Raw genomic sequence first — 20,602 nt, forward strand, 5'->3', positions numbered from 1 at the left:
TCTACACAGTCTGAAAATGAAAGTAATAGAGATCTTGATCAGGTTGTTGTGAAGTATAGCAGGTGAGCTGATAGTCTCCTTTTGGAATGGAGAAAGACAGAACCTGTGCCATGACGCTTGTGATATGAACTTGATCGCTTGAATGTGTAAATGGCACCGTTATGACTCTATCAAAGGATGCTGGGGGCTCATTTTCATTTAATGTCACGAAAATAAAAGCCTTTCCATTGTTGACGCCTTCAAAAGAAACACCCTGATCTCCAGTTGCGAATCCTTGAAGAATGTCATCATCTGTCCAATCAATCACAGGGGGTGTATCGCTTCCAGCGTATACGGTGATTTGGTGATAGGAAATCGATAAGGAATAGGTTTGATTTAAGTCATTCATATAAAAAACTCCTTTATTCATAAATTTATGTTGAAAAGTGAATGTTTGAAAGAATGAACTTTGAAGAGAATGTTAGGCAGCAAGACGATTGTCGCCGTCTTGCGCTACTGTTTGAGGGGTCTAGATGTGAAATTGTGAGACCATTTCTTTTAAGTCTCCTGCTAAATGGGAAAGAGCTTCTAATGTAGAAAAGATGAATGGGACTAATCAATGATAAATTGAATTTTTGTGCCATCAGGATCATCTGATAATTGATGACTTACCCAAGAGCCTGCCCCTCTGTTATCTGAAGGACGTACATATTTAACAGAAGCTCCTTTGCCCCCTTCTTTACACATCGCCATCGGCCATTCGTCCCGGTCATATCCGCGCTTTGTCGGGATGCCATGAAGTGAGCGGTCTCTCTGCTCATCGCTATTTTTACGATCAATTGTACAAATGGAGGATTGACCTTCCTCAATTGCCTCTTCTATGTGCTTCGCTGTTTCTGGATAACGATCTGATGGAAAGTGAATGGTTTTGTCGTAAGATGAATTCGTCGTCTCTTGTTTACTTTGCTCCAGCTGGATATAGCCTGTTGCTACACCAATGACAATCAATAAAAGCAAGAGAATGGTTTTAAGAAGTTTCATAGATGCTAGCTCTCTTTCTTTTTTGCGTATTTTGTAAACAGAAGTATAGCAGAATTACTTACCAATTTCTCCTGGTTTTGAAAAAACGTCTTTTAAAGTTCGAAAAACGTTTTTTAACCGTTTTCTCTCCCTTCATATTTGTAGAAATTCATAAAAATTTTAATTTTGCTGCTCATAAAATGATTATGCTTATGCAAAACGGCTTTATCACTGCTTTTTGGGCTAATTTCAAGAATTTAACACACAGAAATTTTAAAAAAATAAAATTGACTAGACCGATATGCTTTAATAATATGGAGTCAAATATCAAAAAATGTCGTAATTTATCAAAATATGATTCTATTTACATTGCAGGAGGGAAGTACAAATGGCGGATGTCTCTTATCGGCTCGGAATAGACATAGGCGGAACATTTACTGATTTATCGCTGATGAATGAAGCAACAGGGGAGCTGATCGAACTCAAAACACCCACAGTGACAGATGACCCAGCCCAGGGAATTATCAATGGGCTACATCTTTTAAAAGAAAGAGATGTCGATTTATCCAACATCCAATATCTCGTACACGGAATGACAATCGGCCTTAATACATTATTGCAGCGAAAAGGAGCAGATTTAGCCCTTTTTGTGACGGAAGGTTTTCAAGATATTTTATCACTACAACGTTTACGACTACCCATTCCTTATGACTTCAATTCTCGTTTGCCAGAACCATTGATACCACGAAAGCATGTATATTCAATCTCTGAAAGGTTGATACACGATGGTACGATCAAAAAACCTCTCCACCTGCAGCCATTAGATGATGCTGTCCAGCAGGTCATATCTAAAAAGCTAGCAGGTATTGTCATTTCATTTTTACATAGTTATCAAAATCCAGTTCATGAATTACAGGCAAAATCCTATATCAACCATCATTACCCGCAGTTAGAAGTCCTTACTTCATCTGAATTATGGCCTCAAATGAGGGAATACGAGCGTACAGTGATGTCTGTTGTCAATTTGTACATTCAACCAAAGGTGAAACAGTATTTACAAACATTGAAAAGCCGCTTGAAAGAAGAAGGTGTACCAATTTCTCCATACATTACGCAATCAAATGGTGGTTTAATGGATGCAGAAAGTGCAGCAACCTCACCCGTTAAAACCCTTTTTTCTGGTCCGGCAGCTGGTGTCATTGGTGCAGCAAGAATTGCAGCATCTGCGAACGAATCCAATCTGATCACTTTTGATGTTGGGGGTACAAGTGCGGATATCTCGATCATTCAAAATGGCCAGCCTACAATGGCCCAATCAAATCAGCTTTCAGGTTTTCCTATCATTCTTCCATCTGTTGCGATGTATTCAATAGGAGCAGGTGGAGGTTCTGTTGCGTGGATTGATCAGGGCGGACTTCTAAAAGCAGGACCGGAATCCGTTGGCTCGCAGCCGGGTCCAGCTTCGTATGGAAAGGGAAAGAAAGCAGCTGTAACCGATGCGTTTCTCATATGCGGTTATCTCAATCAAGAACGTTTTGCCGGAGGACATTTACAATTGCGGCTGTCTGCAGCGAAAATGGCCTTTAAGCCAATTGCGGATCAGCTCCATAAAACGATTGAACAGGCGGCTGACCAGCTGATTCAAGTAGCTGTAGCCAATATGTACACGGAATTAAGCAATGTCATGGAGCAGCAAGGGTTTGACCCGAGAGATTTTAGTTTACTGGCGTTTGGCGGCGCAGGACCTGTTGTGGCAAATTTCCTTGCAAGAGAAATTCATGCAAAAAATGTGGTCGTTCCTCCAAGTCCTGGCACATTATGTGCGTTAGGTGCTCTCACAGCTGATTTTATTCATGATGCGGTGTTGTCTAAGAAAATATGTTTACAAGACTATACGATAGATCAATTAAAACAAGATTATGAGATGCTTTCGCGTAAAGCGACTGATTGGTTCAGTCAGCAAAACATTCAACATATTAAACAGACGTCTATTCTATTATTGGCCGACGCACGCTATCAAGGGCAGGCATTTGAGATTGAATTGCCATTATCGGCTGATTGGCTGAGGCAAGAACAAGACATCCATCAACTCACTGAAGCATTTCACAAACTGCATAAGCGTCAATATGGACATAGGGACGATCAGGCGAACATTGAATTTACGCATTTACGAGTTCGAGTCATAGGCGAGACGCCGCCCCTGCCTTTCTCTTCTGTTCATGAAAGCAGCGGACAGTCTTTGAAGCCACATGAATTTAGACGTATCTTTATAGAAGAAAAAGAGTACGAAGCATCTGTTTATAACCGAGATGCTCTGTCAGTAGGTTCTGTCGTAAAAGGACCTGCTATTATCGAGCAGGATGATACGACAACATTGGTCCTGCCAAACTGGTTAGGCAGGATTGATCCATCAGGAAACTTAGTAATTTCAAGGGAGGCGGCTTTACATGAGAACTGATCCAGCAAAGCTTGAGATGATGCGCAGTTACTTTAATGCGATCGCATCAGGCATGGGGCATGTCATTGAGCGGACGTCATTTACGACCTTCGTAAAAGAATCTGCTGATTTTGCAACAGCATTAGCCACGCCTTCTGGAGATTTCTTTGTTTATCCGAAGACAGTCGGTGTGACGATCTTTCTAGGGCTGAGCCTAAAAAAAGCGATTGAAGAAAGCGGACCGATGCAGCCAGGAGATATTATCATCACAAATGACCCTTATACGACAGATGGTTTAGCGACTCATCTGCCAGATGTCCATATCATTAAACCCATTTTTGTAGATGGTGAAATTGTAAGCTATGCCTGGTCTTTTGTTCATGTAAGTGATGTGGGCGGACTTGTGCCTTCGAGTATTTCACCGACTGCGACGGATGTTCATCAAGAAGGATTAAGAATACCGCCAGTGAAAATTTATGAAGGCGGAAAAGAGAATCAGGTGGTTCGTACCTTTTTAAGAGCCAACAGCCGGACCAGTCATTTAAATGATGGGGATATCAATGCGATGATTGCCGCAGTCAATACAGCAGATAATCGGTTAAAAGAAATGATTGTGAAATTTGGGAAAAACGAAGTGAAACAAGGAATGTTTGACCTGCTGAAGCAAGCCGAGGATCGTGCAGGGAAGGTCATTGAAGCAATTCCTGATGGAACGAGCGAATTCGCTGATTATTTGGATGATGATATGATCTCGGACGTGCCTATCCGATTAAAAATCAAGCTAACGGTCAAAGGAAAAAAGCTGACGCTTGATTTTTCTGAGTGTGACCCGCAAGTAAAAACGGCCTTTAACCTTGTCACCAATGGTCAGAAGCATTCCTTCCTATATCAAGGATTGATTAATTACATCATTAGTAAAGATCCATTTATACCGATCAATGGTGGGATTACATATCCAATCGAAGTGATTTCTCCTAAAGGAACGCTTGTACATCCAGAATATCCGGCTTCTGTCGGTATTCGACATTCGATTACGATGAGGCTGTACAATGTCGTGTTAGGCGCCATTGGTAAACTATTACCTGAAGCAGTACCGGCAGCAGGTGCTGGTCAATCTGCCATTGTTGTTCTCTCTGTTCCTGATGATGATACAGGAGGTAGGAAAATGTCTGTTGTCGAACCGTTAGGCGGAGGCGGCGGTGCTCAAAAAGGGACTGATGGAGTAGATGGTATTGATCATTCGTCAGGCTTTTTAAAGAATACACCGATTGAGAGCTTGGAACAGCATATTGATATTCATGTTCACCGATATGAGCTGCTGCCGAACACAGGTGGAGCGGGAGAAAATAGAGGCGGGCATGCGATCGGTTTGGAATTTGAGATGATCAAGCCTGAATCCATGGTGACAGCACGAGGAATGGAACGGATGAAGTTTCAACCTTGGGGATTAATGGGCGGCCGAGCGGGAGCTGTTGGTGAGGTAAAGCTGATCACAGCGAATGGAGAAAAACAAGACCAGCCAAAAATAGATGTTCTGTGTCTTGAAAAAGGCGATATTGTTCAATTGGTTTCACCAAGTGGAGGAGGCTGGGGGGCCCCATTTGCTAGAAAGAAAGAGAACGTCCTTGAGGAAGTGGAAGCAGGTCTTTTAAGTGAAGAACGAGCGCTGCAGCAATATGGTGTCAAAGTCTATCTAGACCAAAATGAATGGAAAATTGACGAGGAGCAGACTAGGTGGCTTCGCGAAAAGATTGATGATGATATTGACGTCGTGTGGGATTTTGGAGAACAAAGAGCAGCTTATGAGAAAGTATGGTCGGACGAAGCAAGCAGCGAACTTGCTATTCAGCTGCGTTCATACTCAGCTAATGAACGTACGCACTATAAACATGCGGTTCATACTCATTTCAGTCATAGACATGAACCGTTAACAAAGACAGATATTATTCAAGCACTTCGTCAAATGAATGAACAAAAAGGGGGAAATGAATCATGAAAAGAAGATTAATTACTATTTTTGCAGGCATCCTATCAATGGTTCTACTGCTGACTGCTTGCGGTGGACAGGATCAAAGCAAACAGCAGCAGACTGTCATCGTTGGCGTATACGGCGGCGATTGGGAAAAGAATATCAAACCAATCCTTGTAAAGTTTGAAAAAGATACGGGAATTAAAGTTCAAACCGTCTCTGGGGCGGATTCTGAATGGTTTACGAAATTAAAAGCATCAAATGGTAAAAATCCACCGTATGATTTGCTGATTTTACAGCCTGATACGATTCAAAGAGGCATTGCAGCAAACGTTCTTAATCCTATTGACGAAGAACAAGCACCGAATGTGAAAAAACTTTATCGTTCTGTTCAAAAGAAGCTCACTGTTGACGGAAAACAATATGCAGCAGGCTTTAGTATGGGGCAGCTAGGGATTGCTTATAGAAAAGATCTTGTTAAGCAGGAGCCAAACAGCTGGACAGACCTATGGAGCAGTCAGCTTAAAGGGAAGGTGGCTATTTCTTCTCCGACCTATTCAGCCGGCTTGCAATTTTTCTCTGCACTTGTCCACGCTCAAGGAGGAACAGAATCGAATCCTAAGGATATCGACAAAGCATTTAAAAGCCTAGCACAATTAAAAGGGCATGTAGCTGCTTTTCCAGATAACCCAGGGTCTATTCAAACCTTGTTAGAACGTGGTGACATTGCGGCAGTTCCATATTGGGATGGCCGATCATTTGCCCTTGAAGAAGAAGGGATGGATATTGGTTTCTCCTATCCGAAGGAAGGCGCTGTTGCAGCTGTTGCGAGCTGGGCTTTAACGAAAGGAAGTCAGCATGAGGAAGCTGCTTACAAACTATTAAACTATTTAAGCGGAAAAGAAGCACAGGAGGCTTTCTCGGAAAAATCTTATTATGGCATGTCAAATTCTGATGTGAAATACGGTGACAAGATTAAGGGGAAAGTGAAGGTTGGAGAGAATTATTATAGCAAGCTGACTTGGGTAGATTACGAAACAGCGACTTCTGAGCTTGGTAATTGGACAAATCGATGGAACGAAGTATTAGGCGGAGGAAAATAGGTGATCGCATGAGTGGAATCCATTTAGAACACATCAGCCAGCATTTCGGTGAGCAGATTGCTCTTGAAGATGTCAGTCTTACGGTGAATGAGGGAGAGTTTTTCTCCCTTCTTGGCCCTAGTGGCTGCGGAAAATCAACGCTATTAAACATCATTGGCGGTTTTTTAGAACCGACAAAAGGAGTCGTCTACATTGGCGATCAGGATGTGACAGCTTTACCGCCTTATCAAAGAAAAACGGGTATGGTCTTTCAAAGCTATGCGCTTTTCCCTCATCTCACTGTATTTGATAATGTGGCATACGGGTTGAAGGTTCAAAAGAAAAAGAAGGCAGAAGTCAAACAAAAGGTCATGGAGAGTTTATCTCTTGTTCAATTGGAGGAATATGCGAAACGTATGCCGCACCAATTAAGTGGTGGTCAGCAGCAGCGGGTGGCAATTGCGCGGGCGCTGGCCATTCAGCCGTCTGTTCTCCTACTTGATGAACCTCTCAGCAACCTAGATGCAAAACTAAGAAAAAATATGCAGACTGAGCTTCGAAATATTCAAAGGAATGTCGGGATTACGACCATTCTCGTGACACATGATCAGGAAGAAGCCTTAAGCCTATCTGACCGGATTGGGATTTTAGGTGAGGGAAGAATTCAGCAGATTGGGACGCCTTTAGAGGTATATCGTCAGCCAAACAATCGCTTTGTCGCTGAATTTATCGGGCAGGTCAATCTATTTGAGGCAGTGTATGATGAAGCTGGTTCCACATTCACAGTTCCACATTACACCCAGTCAAACGGGCAGCATATTCAGTTAAAGCCTGCGGCGCATAAAGAAAAGAGAGAGAAGTATTTACTCATGCTGCGTCCTGAGAGAATCAGCATATCTTCTGTCAAAGAGGATTTTCAGCCAAACCATGTCACAGGTGTTTTAGCAGACGTCAGTTATATCGGGCACTCATTACGTTTGGTCGTGGGGCTTGATAAAGGTGAAATCATAGTACATGCATCAGATGCAGCATTTCCTCAGCTGCCGGAGGTTGGAGAAACTGTCCATATCAATTGGCAGCCTGAAGATGTCGTTTTCTTAGATTCGAAGGTGCATACGTGATGCGAATCAAAAAAAAGAATCAACGATTTCATTGGTTTATGCTGCTGCCAGCCTGTTTGTTTCTTGTTGTATTTCTTCTGGCTCCACTTGTGATGATGTTCGTTCTCAGTTTTCGTGATGTTGATTCGATGATGAATACATTACAAACGTATAGCTTTTCTCAATATATTCATGTGTTCACCACAGATGCATATGTGAAGGCGATTGGAAGTACAGTGTGGGTGGCCTTGCAGACAACGGTAATTTGTTTATTGATGGCATATCCTGCAGCGTACGTACTAGTCAAGGCACCTAACCGACGGCTGCGGGCATTTTTCTATATCTTACTTGTATCGCCGCTTTTGACAAGTGTTGTTATTCGGACGTTTGCCTGGATCGTTCTTCTCTCGCAAAATGGTCTGATTAATGGCATGTTATTAGATTTACATGTGATTGAGCAGCCGTTATCTATGCTCTGGAATATGAATGCGGTGATTATTGCTTATGTTCAAGTCATGCTGCCTTTTGCAGTGCTTCCTATCGCAACAAGCTTAACCGATATGGATCGTCATTTAAGACCGGCTTCTATGAGCCTTGGAGCTGGCCGTATTCGAACCTTTTTTCATGTGACTCTACCACTTACTATTCCAGGTATGATCACTGGAGCGATTATTGTCTTCTCACTAGCAGCAGGGAGCTATATCACCCCGCTTTTAGTCGGCGGAAGGATGCAGCCGCTGCTGCCGCTGTCTATTTATCAGCAGGTCATGCAGGTCTATAACTTGCCTCTTGCTGCTGCCATGTCGTTTACTTTGTTGGTGTGTGTGCTTGTGGTGGTCAGTCTATTAAGCTATCTATTGAAGCGTTGGGAGGCGAGGATGCATGCGTAAAAAGTCAATTGGTGACCGCTTGCTTTCGATCCTGATTTGGACTGCTGGCTCATTGGTTTATCTCTTTTTAACCATACCTGTTCTTGTCATTGTCCTTTCTGCTTTTAGCCCGAATGCTTTTCCTGAATTCCCGCCGACATCGTTCTCAGTTCGTTGGTTTCATGAGGTCGTGTCAAACCCAGAATGGATGGAATCTCTGCGTATCAGTGTCATTCTGCTACTCATCGTGACGCCCCTTACTGTTCTTTTAGGAACAATGGCTTCGTATGCTTTAGCGAGGCTTTCCTTTAAGGGAAAGGAGGCCATCCAAGCTTTTATTTTGTCCCCTCTCATGATTCCTCAGGTGGTGTTAGGGATTGCAATGCTTTATTTGTTTACAGCTATGGGCTTTACGGGTTCTTTGTGGGCGCTAGTTATTGGTCACGTCATCATTGGTTTTCCATATGTGGTTCGAACGGTAGGTGTCAGTGTCTCGAATCTTGATCCGCGACTTGAGCTAGCTTCAATGAATCTTGGCGCAGGACCCATTCGCACATTCTTTCGAGTGACACTGCCTTTGATCAAGCCAGGGATCATTGCAGGCGGAGTGTTTTCAGCTGTGACGTCATTTGGGGAAATATCGATCAGTTTGTTCGTCTCCTCTCCCCAAACCATTACGATTCCAGTGAGGACGTTTAATTACATTGAGCAAACCTTTGATCCAAGTGTCAATGCGATATCCGTCATATTTATTATCATTTCTATCATTGCGTTGCTCATTATTGAGAAAACGATTGGTCTGTCTAAGGTGATGTAAATATAATGAAGAAACAAGGAGCTGTCATTTGAAATGGCAGCTCCTTTTGTATTGTTTTTTATGGTAAAAATTTTCAGAGTTTCAGGGAATATAGTTCTTAAGATTTAAGAAATTGCGAGAAATGAAAGGAGACCTCTCTCCTACATTTTCGGTCATATTTGCAAAATTTAAGGGAAAACATGAAATTTTTGCGGTATTTAGTCGATTATTTTCGGTGATGCGCAACTATTATTAGTTATTTTCGGTAAATATCGTAAATTATGACGTGATCCCTTCGGCATAACGCATGAATCTTTACACCCATTTTTCGGTGAAAAAAACAATAATTTCATATAAAGTGGACGTAAATAGAAAATATCTAAAAGAAAAGAAGAAAAAGGCAAATCTATGGAAACGTAGAGACGCAAAGCCATGTCCTAAGGTAAAAGTTGCTTTTTTGCTATGGTCGGCAGGCTACCGAATCAAAATGGGAGTCTCTCCGTTTTATTCGGGGTGGGCTCCTTTTCCGTTATTCCGTCTATTTTAATGAAATAGACTTGGTTCTTTTGATATAGAGGGTGCAGGGTTTCACGTTGGTGGAGAAAACATAGAAGAGGCGGAGATAAGAATGAATACAGTTTATTACCCCTTAACACATGCGCAAAAGAGAGTATTCTACACGGAAAAATTTTATCCAGGTACAAGTATTTCTAATTTGGGCGGATTCGCCAGGTTGAGATCGGTATCAGGTCTGAATCCCTCTTTGGTCGTTGACGTTCTTCAAGAGTACATTCGCCAAACTGACTCTCTTCGTTTGAGGCTTGTGTATCGAAATGAACAGGGGGAGCCTGTTCAATATATCAAACCATATGAGAAGCAGCCGATTCGCATGGTGAAAGGCTGGAGTGAAGAGGATGTGAGGGCTTGGGCGAACGAGCAAATCCGTGAGCCGATGCCGTTGATTGACAGCCCCTTGATTGAATTTACGGTCTTTCAAATCAGTGATCAAGAGTGCTGGCTGTTCTGTAAAGCACATCATATTGTGGCAGATGGTATTTCCATTATCTTGATGGGAAATCGCATCATCGATTTATACCATGACATGCTGCACGGGGGAGACATTTTGCCGGTTGAGGAGATTTCCTTCGTTGATCACATTATGAGTGAACAAGCCTATGAATCTTCTAAACGTTTTCAAAAAGACCGAGCTTTTTGGAACGGGCAATTTGATCATATTCCAGATTTCGCTTCTTTAAAACCGCATAAGGGATACGAGATGAGTTTACATGCGGAGCGATTTTCAGGGGATATCCCAGATTCTTTGAAGGAGAAGCTTCGTGTCTTTTGTGAAGAACAGAAAGTCAGTATGCTTTCTATGTTTATGTCCACTGTTTATATTTACTTACATCGATTTAGCGGCATGGAGGACGTGGTCCTTGGAACCTTTATGGGCAACCGGACGAATGCCAAAGAAAAAAAGATGATTGGTATGTTTGTTTCCACGATCCCAATGCGAGCATCTGTTCATGGGTCACAATCCTTTCTTGATTTCGTAAAGCAGGTCATGGCGGATCAAATGAAGATATTGCGTCACCAAAAGTATCCTTATAATCTGCTCATGAATGATTTGCGAGAAAGAGAAGGGTTTACAGGGCGCCTTTTTGATATTTCTTTAGAATATCAGGTCATGCAGTGGCAGAAAAAAGAGAATCTGTCTTTCATTACTGAACCGATTTTTAGTGGGAGCGGAATGAATGATATTTCGATTCATGTGAAAGACCGCTGGGATACAGATACATTGACCATTGATTTGGATTACCGTACAGATTTATTCAGTGAAGAAGATATGAGTAAGATGTTTGATCGGTTCACGATATTGCTGGAAGCGGCGGTCTCTCAGCCTGATCAGCTGATCGGGACATTGCCTTTACTTTCAGCGGGTGAGCAAAAGGAGCTGCTGCAATTATCTGAGGGAGAATCTTTTGAACTACCAGCAGCGAAACCGGTTCATCAGTTATTTGATGAGGCAGCAAACAAGTATGCAGAGCGAGCTGCCGTTGTAGCGGAAAATGGAACATTCACTTATGGTGAGCTGTACCAAAAGGCAGAAAAGCTGGCACGATTTTTACAAATGAAAGGTATTTCGCGTGATGTACCTGTTGCGGTTTTAATGGATCGGACGGCAGATGCCATGGTGGCGATCTTCGGCATATTAAAGGCTGGCGGGGCGTATGTACCGATTGATCCGGCATTACCTGAGGAGCGCATTCAATTTATTGTGGAGGATTCAGGTGCTTCCATCGTTTTAACAGAGGAATCGTTAGCTCAAAAGTACCCAGCCCTCTCGGAGAAAATGATCGTGCAGCAGCATATTTTATTAGATGATGGCCTGCTGTCTGAGCTCGTAGATCAGACGGTACCTGAGGATTTGGCTTATATGATTTATACGTCGGGTACGACTGGGAAGCCAAAGGGCGTCATGATTGAGCATCTTCAGCTGCATCATTTGGTCCATGCTTTGCATCATGAAATGTATCAAGGGGCCAGTGAGCTTCAAATGGCGCTTCTTGCACCATTCCATTTTGATGCATCGGTGAAACAAATCTTTGCTGCCCTTTTATTTGGGCATACGCTTCATATCGTCCCAAGAGAATCGACGAGAAATGGTGTTCAGCTAGCGGCTTATTATCAAAAACATCAAATTGAAGCAGCGGATGGAACGCCGGCGCATGTGCAGCTTTTACTTGCAGCGGATTTGAGCGGGGTGTCATTGACTCACATGTTGATTGGAGGAGAAGCACTGCCTGCGAAAGCGGCGCAGTCTCTGATCGAAGCTGTTCGTATGAGTCAGCCTGATTTTAATCTATGGAATGTGTATGGTCCGACAGAGACGTGTGTGGATGCGGCGGTTCATCGCCTAGACCTCAATGAACTGCGGGAATTATCTGAACAGCGTTATGTCTCGATTGGAAAGCCGCTTGGGCATCACCGTATTTATATTTTAAATGAACATGATCAATTGCAGGTGCAGGGGGCTGCTGGAGAGCTATGCATTGCGGGGATAGGTGTTGGACGAGGCTATGTGAATCAGCCTGAATTGACGGAGCAGGTATTTACGGGCGACCCGTTTTCTCCACATGATCGAATGTATCGAACAGGGGATCTCGTCAGATGGCTTCCAGATGGCACGATTGATTATCTTGGCAGAATGGATGATCAAGTGAAAATTAGGGGTTACCGCATAGAAACAGGCGAAATTGAAGCGGTGATGGAGCAGGTAGAGGGAGTCGGTCAGGCTGTCGTACTTGTAGTTGGTGAGGCGGATGGTGAAAAAGCGTTAAGTGCTTATTATCAGGTCCAGCAAGAAGGTGTGTCAGTGAACACGCTGCAAGCCGCTATCAAACAGCAGCTTCCTGCTTATATGATGCCTCTCTATTTTAAAGAACTAGATGTATTTCCACTCACAGTAAGCGGAAAAGTCGACCGGCGTGCACTCGCCGCATTAAAAGGAGACAAGGCTGTCAGTGCTGTTTATGTAGCGCCTAGAAACGATGTGGAAACGGAGCTTGTTCGTATGTGGGAAGAAGTTCTTGATCAAGAGAAGATCGGTGTATATGATTCATTCTTCGATCGAGGCGGGCATTCGCTCAAAGCGATGACAGTACTCACACATATTGAGCGGGCTTTTCAAGTAGAAGTGCCGTTGTCTGTTTTATTTGAACAGCAGACGATTGCCGCATTGGCCGCCTATATTGAGCAAGCGGAAAAATCCGCTCAAACGGTCATACCGAAAGCACCGATTGCCGCCGATTATCCGTTGTCACCTCCACAGCAGCGCATCTATATGGTGAGTCAATTAGAGCAGAGCATTGCATACCATATGCCAGCTGTTGTGCGGTTAAAAGGAACACTGCAACGAGAAAAGCTGACTGAAGCCTTTGAAAGACTGATCACACGTCATGATATACTGCGTACTTCTTTTCATACAATCAAAGGTGTCCCTCGTCAGCGGGTAGCTCCATCAGTGCCATTTCAAATAGAGCAGCTGACAGGCGGCACGATGGAAGAGAACATGCATCGTTTTGTCAGGCCTTTTGATCTTGCGTGTGCACCACTTCTTCGTATTGGCTTGCAGTCAATACATGATCAGGAGCATCTGCTCTTTTTCGATATGCATCACTTGATTTCAGATGGTCTTTCGATCGATTTGATGCTGCGTGAGCTGTCAGATGCTTACGAGGGATCGGTCAAAGCGCCATTGAAGCTTCAATATCAAGATTATGCTGTTTGGCAAGAACACCAGGCAGATCAAGGTTTTCAAAAAGAAGAGGCATTTTGGCTGCAAGAATTTTCGGGCGATATTCCTGCTTTACAGCTGCTAACAGACCATCAGCGTCCAGCTCTTCAATCCTTCGCAGGGGATCGTGTGATCAAAGAAATAGATGAAACGTTAAAGGAACAATTACAGGAGCTTGCAGCGAATCATCATACGACACTGTATACGGTTCTGCTTTCTGCTTACTATACATTGCTTGCGAAATACACAGGTCAAAAGGAATTTGTGGTCGGGACACCAACAGCAGGGCGTGTGCATGCAGATCTGAATGACATGATCGGCATGTTTGTCCAGACACTTGCTTTGCGGTCAGAGGTTGATCCGAACAGAACAATGACGCAGTTGATTGAGCATGTAAAGGAAAAGACGATAAAGGCGTTTGAGCATCAGCAATACCCATTTGAGCGGTTGCTTGAAAAGCTGAATGTGCAAAGAGATTTTAGCCGCCATCCATTATTTGATACCGTCTTTACCCTGACGCCGGATCATTCGCCAGCCCAGCATATTGGAGAAATGAAAGTCGAAGTCGAGGAAACCAATTTCCATATTGCGAAATTTGATTTAACACTGCAAGCGATGGAGTCAGGTCATGGTGTATCCTTCGTTCTCGATTACAGTACGGCCTTATTTAAACGACATACAGCAGAGCAGATGCTCAAGCATTATGTTTATCTTTTGGAGCAGATGGTCAAAACGCCGGGGGAAGCCATTCGTTCCTATCGTTTACTGTCTGAACAAGAGGCTGAAGCTCAACTGAATAGGTGGAACCCGTTACCTACGCCTTATCCTGCGGAAGAAACCATTGTGACGCAGTTTGAAGCACAGGTGCAGCAACATGGTCAAAAACCTGCACTGCAATGTAAAGGTGAGGTTCTTTCTTATCAAGAACTGAATGACCGAGTGAACCAACTGGCTCATTATTTACGTGAAAATGGTTTTGAGAAAGGGATGAAAGCGGCCTTATTCTTTGAACGATCCAATGAGATGGTGCTGTCTGTTCTGGCTGTACTAAAGGAGGGCGGTGTCTATGTACCAATCGATCCCGATTTCCCTGATGAGCGCGTGAAGTACTTTTTGTCAGATAGCGATGCACAATTTTTACTGACACATCAGGTGCTGCGTCATCGCTCGGTGCTCACTGCTTTTGAGGGAACAATTATAGAAACAGAAGATCAGGCTGTTGATCAGCAATCAAAAAGAAATACAGCTGTACGTGTTTCACCTGAGGACTTGGCGAATTTGACCTATACATCTGGTACAACAGGCAAGCCTAAAGGGAACATGGTGACACACCGGAACATTTTGAGAACGGTGAAGCAATCGAATTATCTCACCATTCATCATGAAGACACGGTGATGAGCCTCTCAAACTATGTATTTGATGCCTTTATGTTTGATGTGTTTGGTGCTTTATTAAACGGAGCGAAACTCATTGTTCTGCCAAAAGACAACATTTTAAATATGAATGAGCTTTCTGGAGCGATCGAGAAAGAAAGAGTCAGCATTTTAATGATCACGACAGCTCTTTTTCACTTACTCATTGATATGAAAAAGGACAGCCTGAAGAACGTAAGAAAAGTTCTGTTTGGCGGAGAACGTGCTTCTGTGCCTCATGTCGTGTCAGCGCTTGAAACGGTTGGGGAAGACAAGCTTGTTCATATGTATGGACCATCTGAAAGCACGATTTTCACCACGTATTATCCTGTGAATCGCATTGAGAAACAGGCGCTATCTATCCCAATCGGAAAGCCAGTGAGTCAAACAGCTGTTTATATTGTTGATGAATTTGGGCATGTGCAGCCGCCAGGTGTTGCAGGAGAGCTGTGTGTCGCTGGTGATGGACTTGTGAAAGGGTATTATGGGCAGCCAGAACTCACAAGCGGAAAGTTTGTCAAAAATCCTTTCCGTCCTGGTGAGAACATGTATAAAACGGGTGATCTTGCACGTTGGCTGTCAAATGGAGATATTGAATTCATTGGACGGATCGATCATCAAGTCAAAATTCGAGGACAGCGAATTGAACTTGGAGAAATTGAACACCAGCTGCTGCGGCACCCGCAACTGAAGGAAGCTGTCGTAATTGCAGCATCAAATGATACATTATGTGCGTATTTCACAGCAGAAGGTTCTGTCTCATTGTCTGATTTACGTGAGCAAGTAGGACGTGAATTACCTGTATATATGATACCGGCCTTCTTCATGCAATTAGACGAGCTTCCGCTGACGGGTAACGGCAAGGTAGACAGACGGGCTTTACCGGCGCCTGATCTAAGTGAGCACGCAGCAAATGAATACGCCCCTCCTCAATCGGAGACAGAGCGTTCGTTGGCACACATTTGGGAGGAAGTACTTGAAGTGCCGCAAATCGGCAGGCACGATCATTTCTTTGAATGCGGGGGCCATTCGCTGCGCGGCATGAAAATGCTGAACAGGCTGTACGAAGAGATGCAGGTGGAGCTCACCTTGAAGTCTTTATTTGAATCCCCAACATTAGAGGCATTTGCCCTTGTGGTTGATCAAGCGGAGCAAAAGGAAATTAAGCGAGTGGAGAAAGTGGAAGAGGCGGCCTATTATCCAGTGACGTCTGCTCAGAAAAGACTGTACGTTCTGGAGAAAATGACCGATGCTGAGCAAAGCTATCATATGCCAGCTGCCTTAAAGCTTAAAGGCGTATTTGATGAAAAACGATTTGAACAAGCCATTGAACAGCTTGTTCGTCGTCATGAAGCGTTCCGTACGAGCTTTGATTTTGTTCAGGGTGAACCTGTTCAGCAGATTGAAGAAAATGTCTCTGTAGACATTGAAAAAATCGAAGGGAACGGCCGAGACATTCAGCAATTAATGAATGACTTTATCCGACCATTTGATTTAGAAAAAGCGCCTCTACTCAGAGTGGGTCTTGTGTCTGTTTCCGTAAATGTCCATTATTTACTGATTGATATGCATCACATCATTTCAGATGGTGCGTCTGTCGGTATTTTAATTGAGGAGCTTTCAACCTTGTATCGAGGAGACAAGCTAGAGGACTTACCTGTTCAATATAAGGATTATGCTGTTTGGTCAAAAAGTGAGGCATCTGCTGCGCAAAAAGGTGCTGAACAGGCGTTTTGGCTGGAGCAATTACACGGAGAACTGCCTGTACTGGCATTGCCGGAAGACCTGCCAAGGCCAAAAGTGCAGACATTCGCAGGAGATCGCATCTCATTTACGATCGACGGCTCGCTTAAAGCACAATTGGATGAGCTAGTCAGGTCACTCAACAGTACGACTTATACAGTCCTGCTTGCTTGCTACAGCACCCTTTTAAGCAAGCTTGCGAGACAGGAAGATATCATGATCGGTTCTCCGGTTGTGGGCAGAACCCATCCTGATATTCAATCGGTGATCGGTATGTTTGTGAATACGCTGGCACTTAGAACGAAGCCAGCAGGACATCAGACATTTGCTGAATTTGCGTCAAATGTTCATCAGCTTGTGTTAGAGGCAAACGAACATCAGCTGTACCCGTTTGAAGAATTGGTAGACCAAGTGCAAACGGTTCGAGACACAAGCCGCCATCCAATCTTTGATGTGGTGTTCTCAATGGAAAATGCGGATATCCGTGACTTGTCGATGGATGGACTTCATATTGTTCCACAGCCATTCGAAGAGAATATTGCTAAATTTGATTTGACCTTAACTGGAAATGAATCTCCTGATCAAATTGAGCTTGTGTTTGATTTTAATTCTGCTATCTTTCATCAGTCGTCAATTGAGAAGTGGAAAGAGTATTTCCTTTACTTGATTGAACAAATGGTGTCAGCACCGGATCAATCGTTAGATCAGATGCAATTATTATCACCACAGCAGCAGCGAAAACTGCTCGGCGAATGGTCAGGACCGGTCCTCGACGTCCCGTCAGATCAAACCGTTCATGCATTGATTGAGGCACAGGCACATGAAGCACCTCATCAAAAAGCGGCGACCTTCTGCGGATCCAGCTGGACATATGAAGAACTGAATAACCGGGCAAATGTAGTCGCTTCAAGACTCATCTCAAACGGCACAAAACCAGGAGATCGCGTCGGCATTCTCACCCGCCCGTCCCTTGACATGACGGCCGCCGTCCTTGGCATCCTCAAGGCTGGTGCGGCATTCGTGCCGATTGATGCCGATTATCCAGCGCAGCGCATTGCATACATGCTGGAAGACTGCGGGGCAGAAGTGCTTCTTATCCAAAAAGAGCTCAATGCACCAACTTCTTTCACAGGTCACGTTCTGTTGATAGAAGATGCCGCAGAAGGAGAAGCACAAGACGTTCAGGTTGATGTCAAACCAACTGATCTCGCATATATGATTTACACATCCGGGACGACTGGACAGCCGAAGGGTGTCATGGTCGAGCACCAGTCACTCGTGAATCTTGCTTTCTGGCACAATGATGCCTTCCAGGTGACGAATGAAGATCGAACCGCCAAATATGCCGGCTTTGGCTTTGACGCCTCCATTTGGGAGATGTTCCCGACATGGATCGCCGGCGCAGAGCTGCACATTATCGACGAAGCGATTCGCCTCGATATGATCAAGCTCAATACGTATTTCAATGACGAAGGCATCACCATTGCGTTCCTGCCAACTCAGCTATGTGAGCAGTTTATGTCGATGGACAATTACTCTCTGCGCTACTTACTGACAGGCGGAGACAAGCTGAAACAGGTGAAGCCCGTTCGATACAAACTAGTGAATAACTACGGCCCGACTGAAAATACGGTCGTGGCGACAAGCGGTATCATCAATCCAGATCAAGGCACGCTTCCTATCGGAACAGCGATTGCCAATACTCGTTTTTACATTTTGGGTTCGTTATATGACCTCTCGCCGCCAGGCGTACCGGGTGAGCTCGTCATTGCGGGGAAAGGACTGGCAAGAGGGTACTGGAATCTCCCAGAGGAGACGGACGAACGATTTGTACGAGATCCATTTTATCCAGAGGAGCGCATGTACCGCACAGGCGATTTGGTGAAATGGACAGAGGATGGCGAGCTCATCTATCTCGGCAGAAAAGACCATCAGGTCAATGTCCGCGGCTTCCGTATTGAGCTGTCGGAAATTGAAGCTCAGCTGCTTGAACTGGATTCAGTAAAAGAAGCAGTCGTGACAACGGTGAAAGATGCAAGCGATCAAGACGCCCTTGCCGCATATGTCATCACGGAGAATGGAACAGAAGACTTAAAAGAAAGCTTAAAACGCACCTTGCCAGAATATATGGTGCCACCATGGATCATAAGCCTAGACCAATTTCCAATGACGGCAAATGGCAAAGTCGATCTCAAAGCGTTGCCAGCTCCAAATATGGAAGCGGATCAAACGGCATACGAAGCCCCAAGAGACGAAATCGAAGCCCTTCTTTGCGACATTTGGGCAGACGTGCTCGGCGTGAGCCAAGTCGGCATTCATGATCATTTCTTTTTCCTTGGCGGAGATTCGATTAAAGGCATTCAAATGGCGAGCAGGCTCACGCAAGAGGGCTGGAAGCTTGATATGAAGCTGCTATTCCAATATCCAACGATTGCGGAGCTCCGTCCATATATCGAAGAAGCTGATCAAATGACAGCTGACCAATCACCTGTCGAAGGGGAAGTCATTTTGACGCCGGTTCAGCGCTGGTTCTTTGAACGAAACTTTAGCAGTCAGCATCATTGGAATCAATCCGTTATGCTTCATGCCCCAAAAGGTTTAAATGAAGCGATCGTCAAGCAAGTGTTGGAGCAGCTGATGATCCATCACGATGCATTGCGGTTGATTTATCCATTGGAAGAAGGACGCATCATCCAGCGTCATCGTGGAGTAGAGGAAAACAATGTGGCAGTTGACGTGATTGAAGTAAAAGGGGAGCTCACGCAGCAAATCCAGCAGGTAGAAAAGCTGGCAAATGAAGTGCAGGCGAGTATTTCTTTAACAGAGGGCCCATTAGTGAAACCTGCTATTTTCCGAACGGAGCAGGGAGATCACCTATTGCTTGCCGTACACCATCTTGTCATCGATGGTGTGTCATGGCGTATTTTCCTTGAAGACTTCATGGCTCTTTATGAACAGTCGAAGCGCGGGGAGGTCCTGACACTTCCTGAAAAAACACATTCATTCCAAGAATATGCCCAGAGGCTGACAGAATACGCTGTGTCAGATGACCTGCTAGCGGAAAGAGCCTATTGGAAAAAGGTACTTTCACATTCAGTCACACCGCTTCAGAAGGATCATGTCACGGAGGATCAACGAATGCTTCATACGCAGACAATTCGATTTACATTGTCTGAAGAGGAAACGCACAGCCTCCTGACGGGTGTACACGAGGCCTACCACACAGATATAAACGATATTTTGCTGACAGCATTAGGATTATCGATGAAAGAGTGGACAGGTGAAGACAGACATTTGATTCACCTTGAAGGGCACGGAAGAGAAGAAATCCTTCCGGCGGTCAATGTGTCGCGGACTATTGGCTGGTTTACAAGCATGTATCCTGTGTTACTGGATATGTCGCATGCAGACGATCTTTCTTATCAAATCAAGCATTTAAAAGAGGAACTCAGGCACATTCCGAACAAAGGGATCGGTTATGGCATTTTAAAATATTTAACACCTGACAAAATGAAGGGGGATATCGCCTTTGATGTCACACCGGACATCAGCTTTAACTACCTTGGCCAGTTTGATGAACAGATCGGCGGCGGTGAACTGAATCGATCCGCATGGCATGCAGGTCAATCGCTTAGTCCTGAATCAGAGAAACCTCATGCACTAGATATTGTTGGTTTTGTTGAACAAAGCATGCTCCATGTGACGATTTCATATCATCACCTTGAATTTGAAGAACATACGATGGAACAGTTCAAGGATCTCCTAGAAAAGAATGTGAAGGTCCTGATCTCTCATTGTGTATCACAGGATGAGACCCAAATCACACCTAGTGATGTAGGGGATGATGATCTCACGATGGATGAACTTGAAAAGCTAATGGATATATTTTAAGCAAAT

9 protein-coding genes and 1 riboswitch are annotated in these 20,602 nt (G+C 44.2%); of the genes, 7 read left to right on the forward strand and 2 right to left on the reverse strand.

The genetic code is table 11. The features are described from left to right. Nucleotide 1: 1 nt before the first annotated feature. Both ACYH0L_RS01900 and ACYH0L_RS01905 read right to left on the reverse strand, forming a co-directional pair. A complete protein-coding gene (locus ACYH0L_RS01900) occupies nucleotides 2–388 on the reverse strand; it encodes a competence protein ComJ (protein WP_099726097.1) in 387 nt (128 codons plus the stop codon). Between the two features lie 203 nt (nucleotides 389–591). After that, nucleotides 592–1,020 carry a NucA/NucB deoxyribonuclease domain-containing protein gene (locus ACYH0L_RS01905; RefSeq protein ID WP_099726096.1) on the reverse strand — a complete coding sequence of 143 codons (429 nt, stop codon included), beginning with the start codon at nucleotides 1,018–1,020 and terminating at the stop codon, nucleotides 592–594. A gap of 367 nt (nucleotides 1,021–1,387) precedes the next feature. Here ACYH0L_RS01905 and ACYH0L_RS01910 point away from each other — a divergent pair, with 367 nt between their 5' ends. From ACYH0L_RS01910 to ACYH0L_RS01940, 7 genes are all read left to right on the forward strand, one after another. Beyond that, nucleotides 1,388–3,457, forward strand: a complete 2,070-nt coding sequence (locus tag ACYH0L_RS01910) for a hydantoinase/oxoprolinase family protein (RefSeq protein WP_099726094.1) — start codon at nucleotides 1,388–1,390, stop codon at nucleotides 3,455–3,457. After that, entirely contained in the window at nucleotides 3,447–5,432 is a 1,986-nt protein-coding gene (locus ACYH0L_RS01915; RefSeq protein WP_256499289.1) for a hydantoinase B/oxoprolinase family protein, read from the forward strand. The genes ACYH0L_RS01910 and ACYH0L_RS01915 overlap by 11 nt, the downstream gene beginning before the upstream one ends. Beyond that, nucleotides 5,429–6,508, forward strand: a complete 1,080-nt coding sequence (locus tag ACYH0L_RS01920; protein WP_367308409.1) for an ABC transporter substrate-binding protein — start codon at nucleotides 5,429–5,431, stop codon at nucleotides 6,506–6,508. The genes ACYH0L_RS01915 and ACYH0L_RS01920 overlap by 4 nt, the downstream gene beginning before the upstream one ends. Nucleotides 6,509–6,516: 8 nt before the next feature. After that, the gene (locus ACYH0L_RS01925; RefSeq protein ID WP_099726091.1) at nucleotides 6,517–7,608 is read left to right on the forward strand and encodes an ABC transporter ATP-binding protein; all 1,092 of its coding nucleotides are present in this window, start codon (nucleotides 6,517–6,519) and stop codon (nucleotides 7,606–7,608) included. Then, complete coding sequence (locus tag ACYH0L_RS01930) at nucleotides 7,608–8,477, forward strand: ABC transporter permease (RefSeq protein ID WP_230031263.1); 870 nt, start codon at nucleotides 7,608–7,610, stop codon at nucleotides 8,475–8,477. The genes ACYH0L_RS01925 and ACYH0L_RS01930 overlap by 1 nt, the downstream gene beginning before the upstream one ends. Continuing rightward, nucleotides 8,470–9,273, forward strand: coding sequence for an ABC transporter permease (locus tag ACYH0L_RS01935; RefSeq protein ID WP_034320747.1), 804 nt, complete (start codon nucleotides 8,470–8,472; stop codon nucleotides 9,271–9,273). Before ACYH0L_RS01930 ends, ACYH0L_RS01935 begins: the two co-directional genes overlap by 8 nt. 368 nt (nucleotides 9,274–9,641) lie before the next feature. After that, nucleotides 9,642–9,734: riboswitch (cyclic di-GMP riboswitch) on the forward strand. Between the two features lie 146 nt (nucleotides 9,735–9,880). Further along, nucleotides 9,881–20,596, forward strand: coding sequence for a non-ribosomal peptide synthetase (locus ACYH0L_RS01940; protein WP_482354303.1), 10,716 nt, complete (start codon nucleotides 9,881–9,883; stop codon nucleotides 20,594–20,596). Nucleotides 20,597–20,602: the final 6 nt, after the last annotated feature.

The sequence above is a fragment of the Bacillus sp. MC1252 genome, assembly GCF_056838025.1.

Excerpts from the sequence above, each read along its gene's own strand:
- ACYH0L_RS01905 (WP_099726096.1), bottom strand. The coding sequence starts at position 1,020 with ATGAAACTTCTTAAAACCATTCTCTTGCTTTTATTGATTGTCATTGGT.
- ACYH0L_RS01920 (WP_367308409.1), top strand. The coding sequence starts at position 5,429 with ATGAAAAGAAGATTAATTACTATTTTTGCAGGCATCCTATCAATGGTT.
- ACYH0L_RS01915 (WP_256499289.1), top strand. The coding sequence starts at position 3,447 with ATGAGAACTGATCCAGCAAAGCTTGAGATGATGCGCAGTTACTTTAAT.
- ACYH0L_RS01940 (WP_482354303.1), top strand. The coding sequence starts at position 9,881 with ATGAATACAGTTTATTACCCCTTAACACATGCGCAAAAGAGAGTATTC.
- ACYH0L_RS01925 (WP_099726091.1), top strand. The coding sequence starts at position 6,517 with ATGAGTGGAATCCATTTAGAACACATCAGCCAGCATTTCGGTGAGCAG.
- ACYH0L_RS01935 (WP_034320747.1), top strand. The coding sequence starts at position 8,470 with ATGCGTAAAAAGTCAATTGGTGACCGCTTGCTTTCGATCCTGATTTGG.
- ACYH0L_RS01900 (WP_099726097.1), bottom strand. The coding sequence starts at position 388 with ATGAATGACTTAAATCAAACCTATTCCTTATCGATTTCCTATCACCAA.
- ACYH0L_RS01930 (WP_230031263.1), top strand. The coding sequence starts at position 7,608 with ATGCGAATCAAAAAAAAGAATCAACGATTTCATTGGTTTATGCTGCTG.
- ACYH0L_RS01910 (WP_099726094.1), top strand. The coding sequence starts at position 1,388 with ATGGCGGATGTCTCTTATCGGCTCGGAATAGACATAGGCGGAACATTT.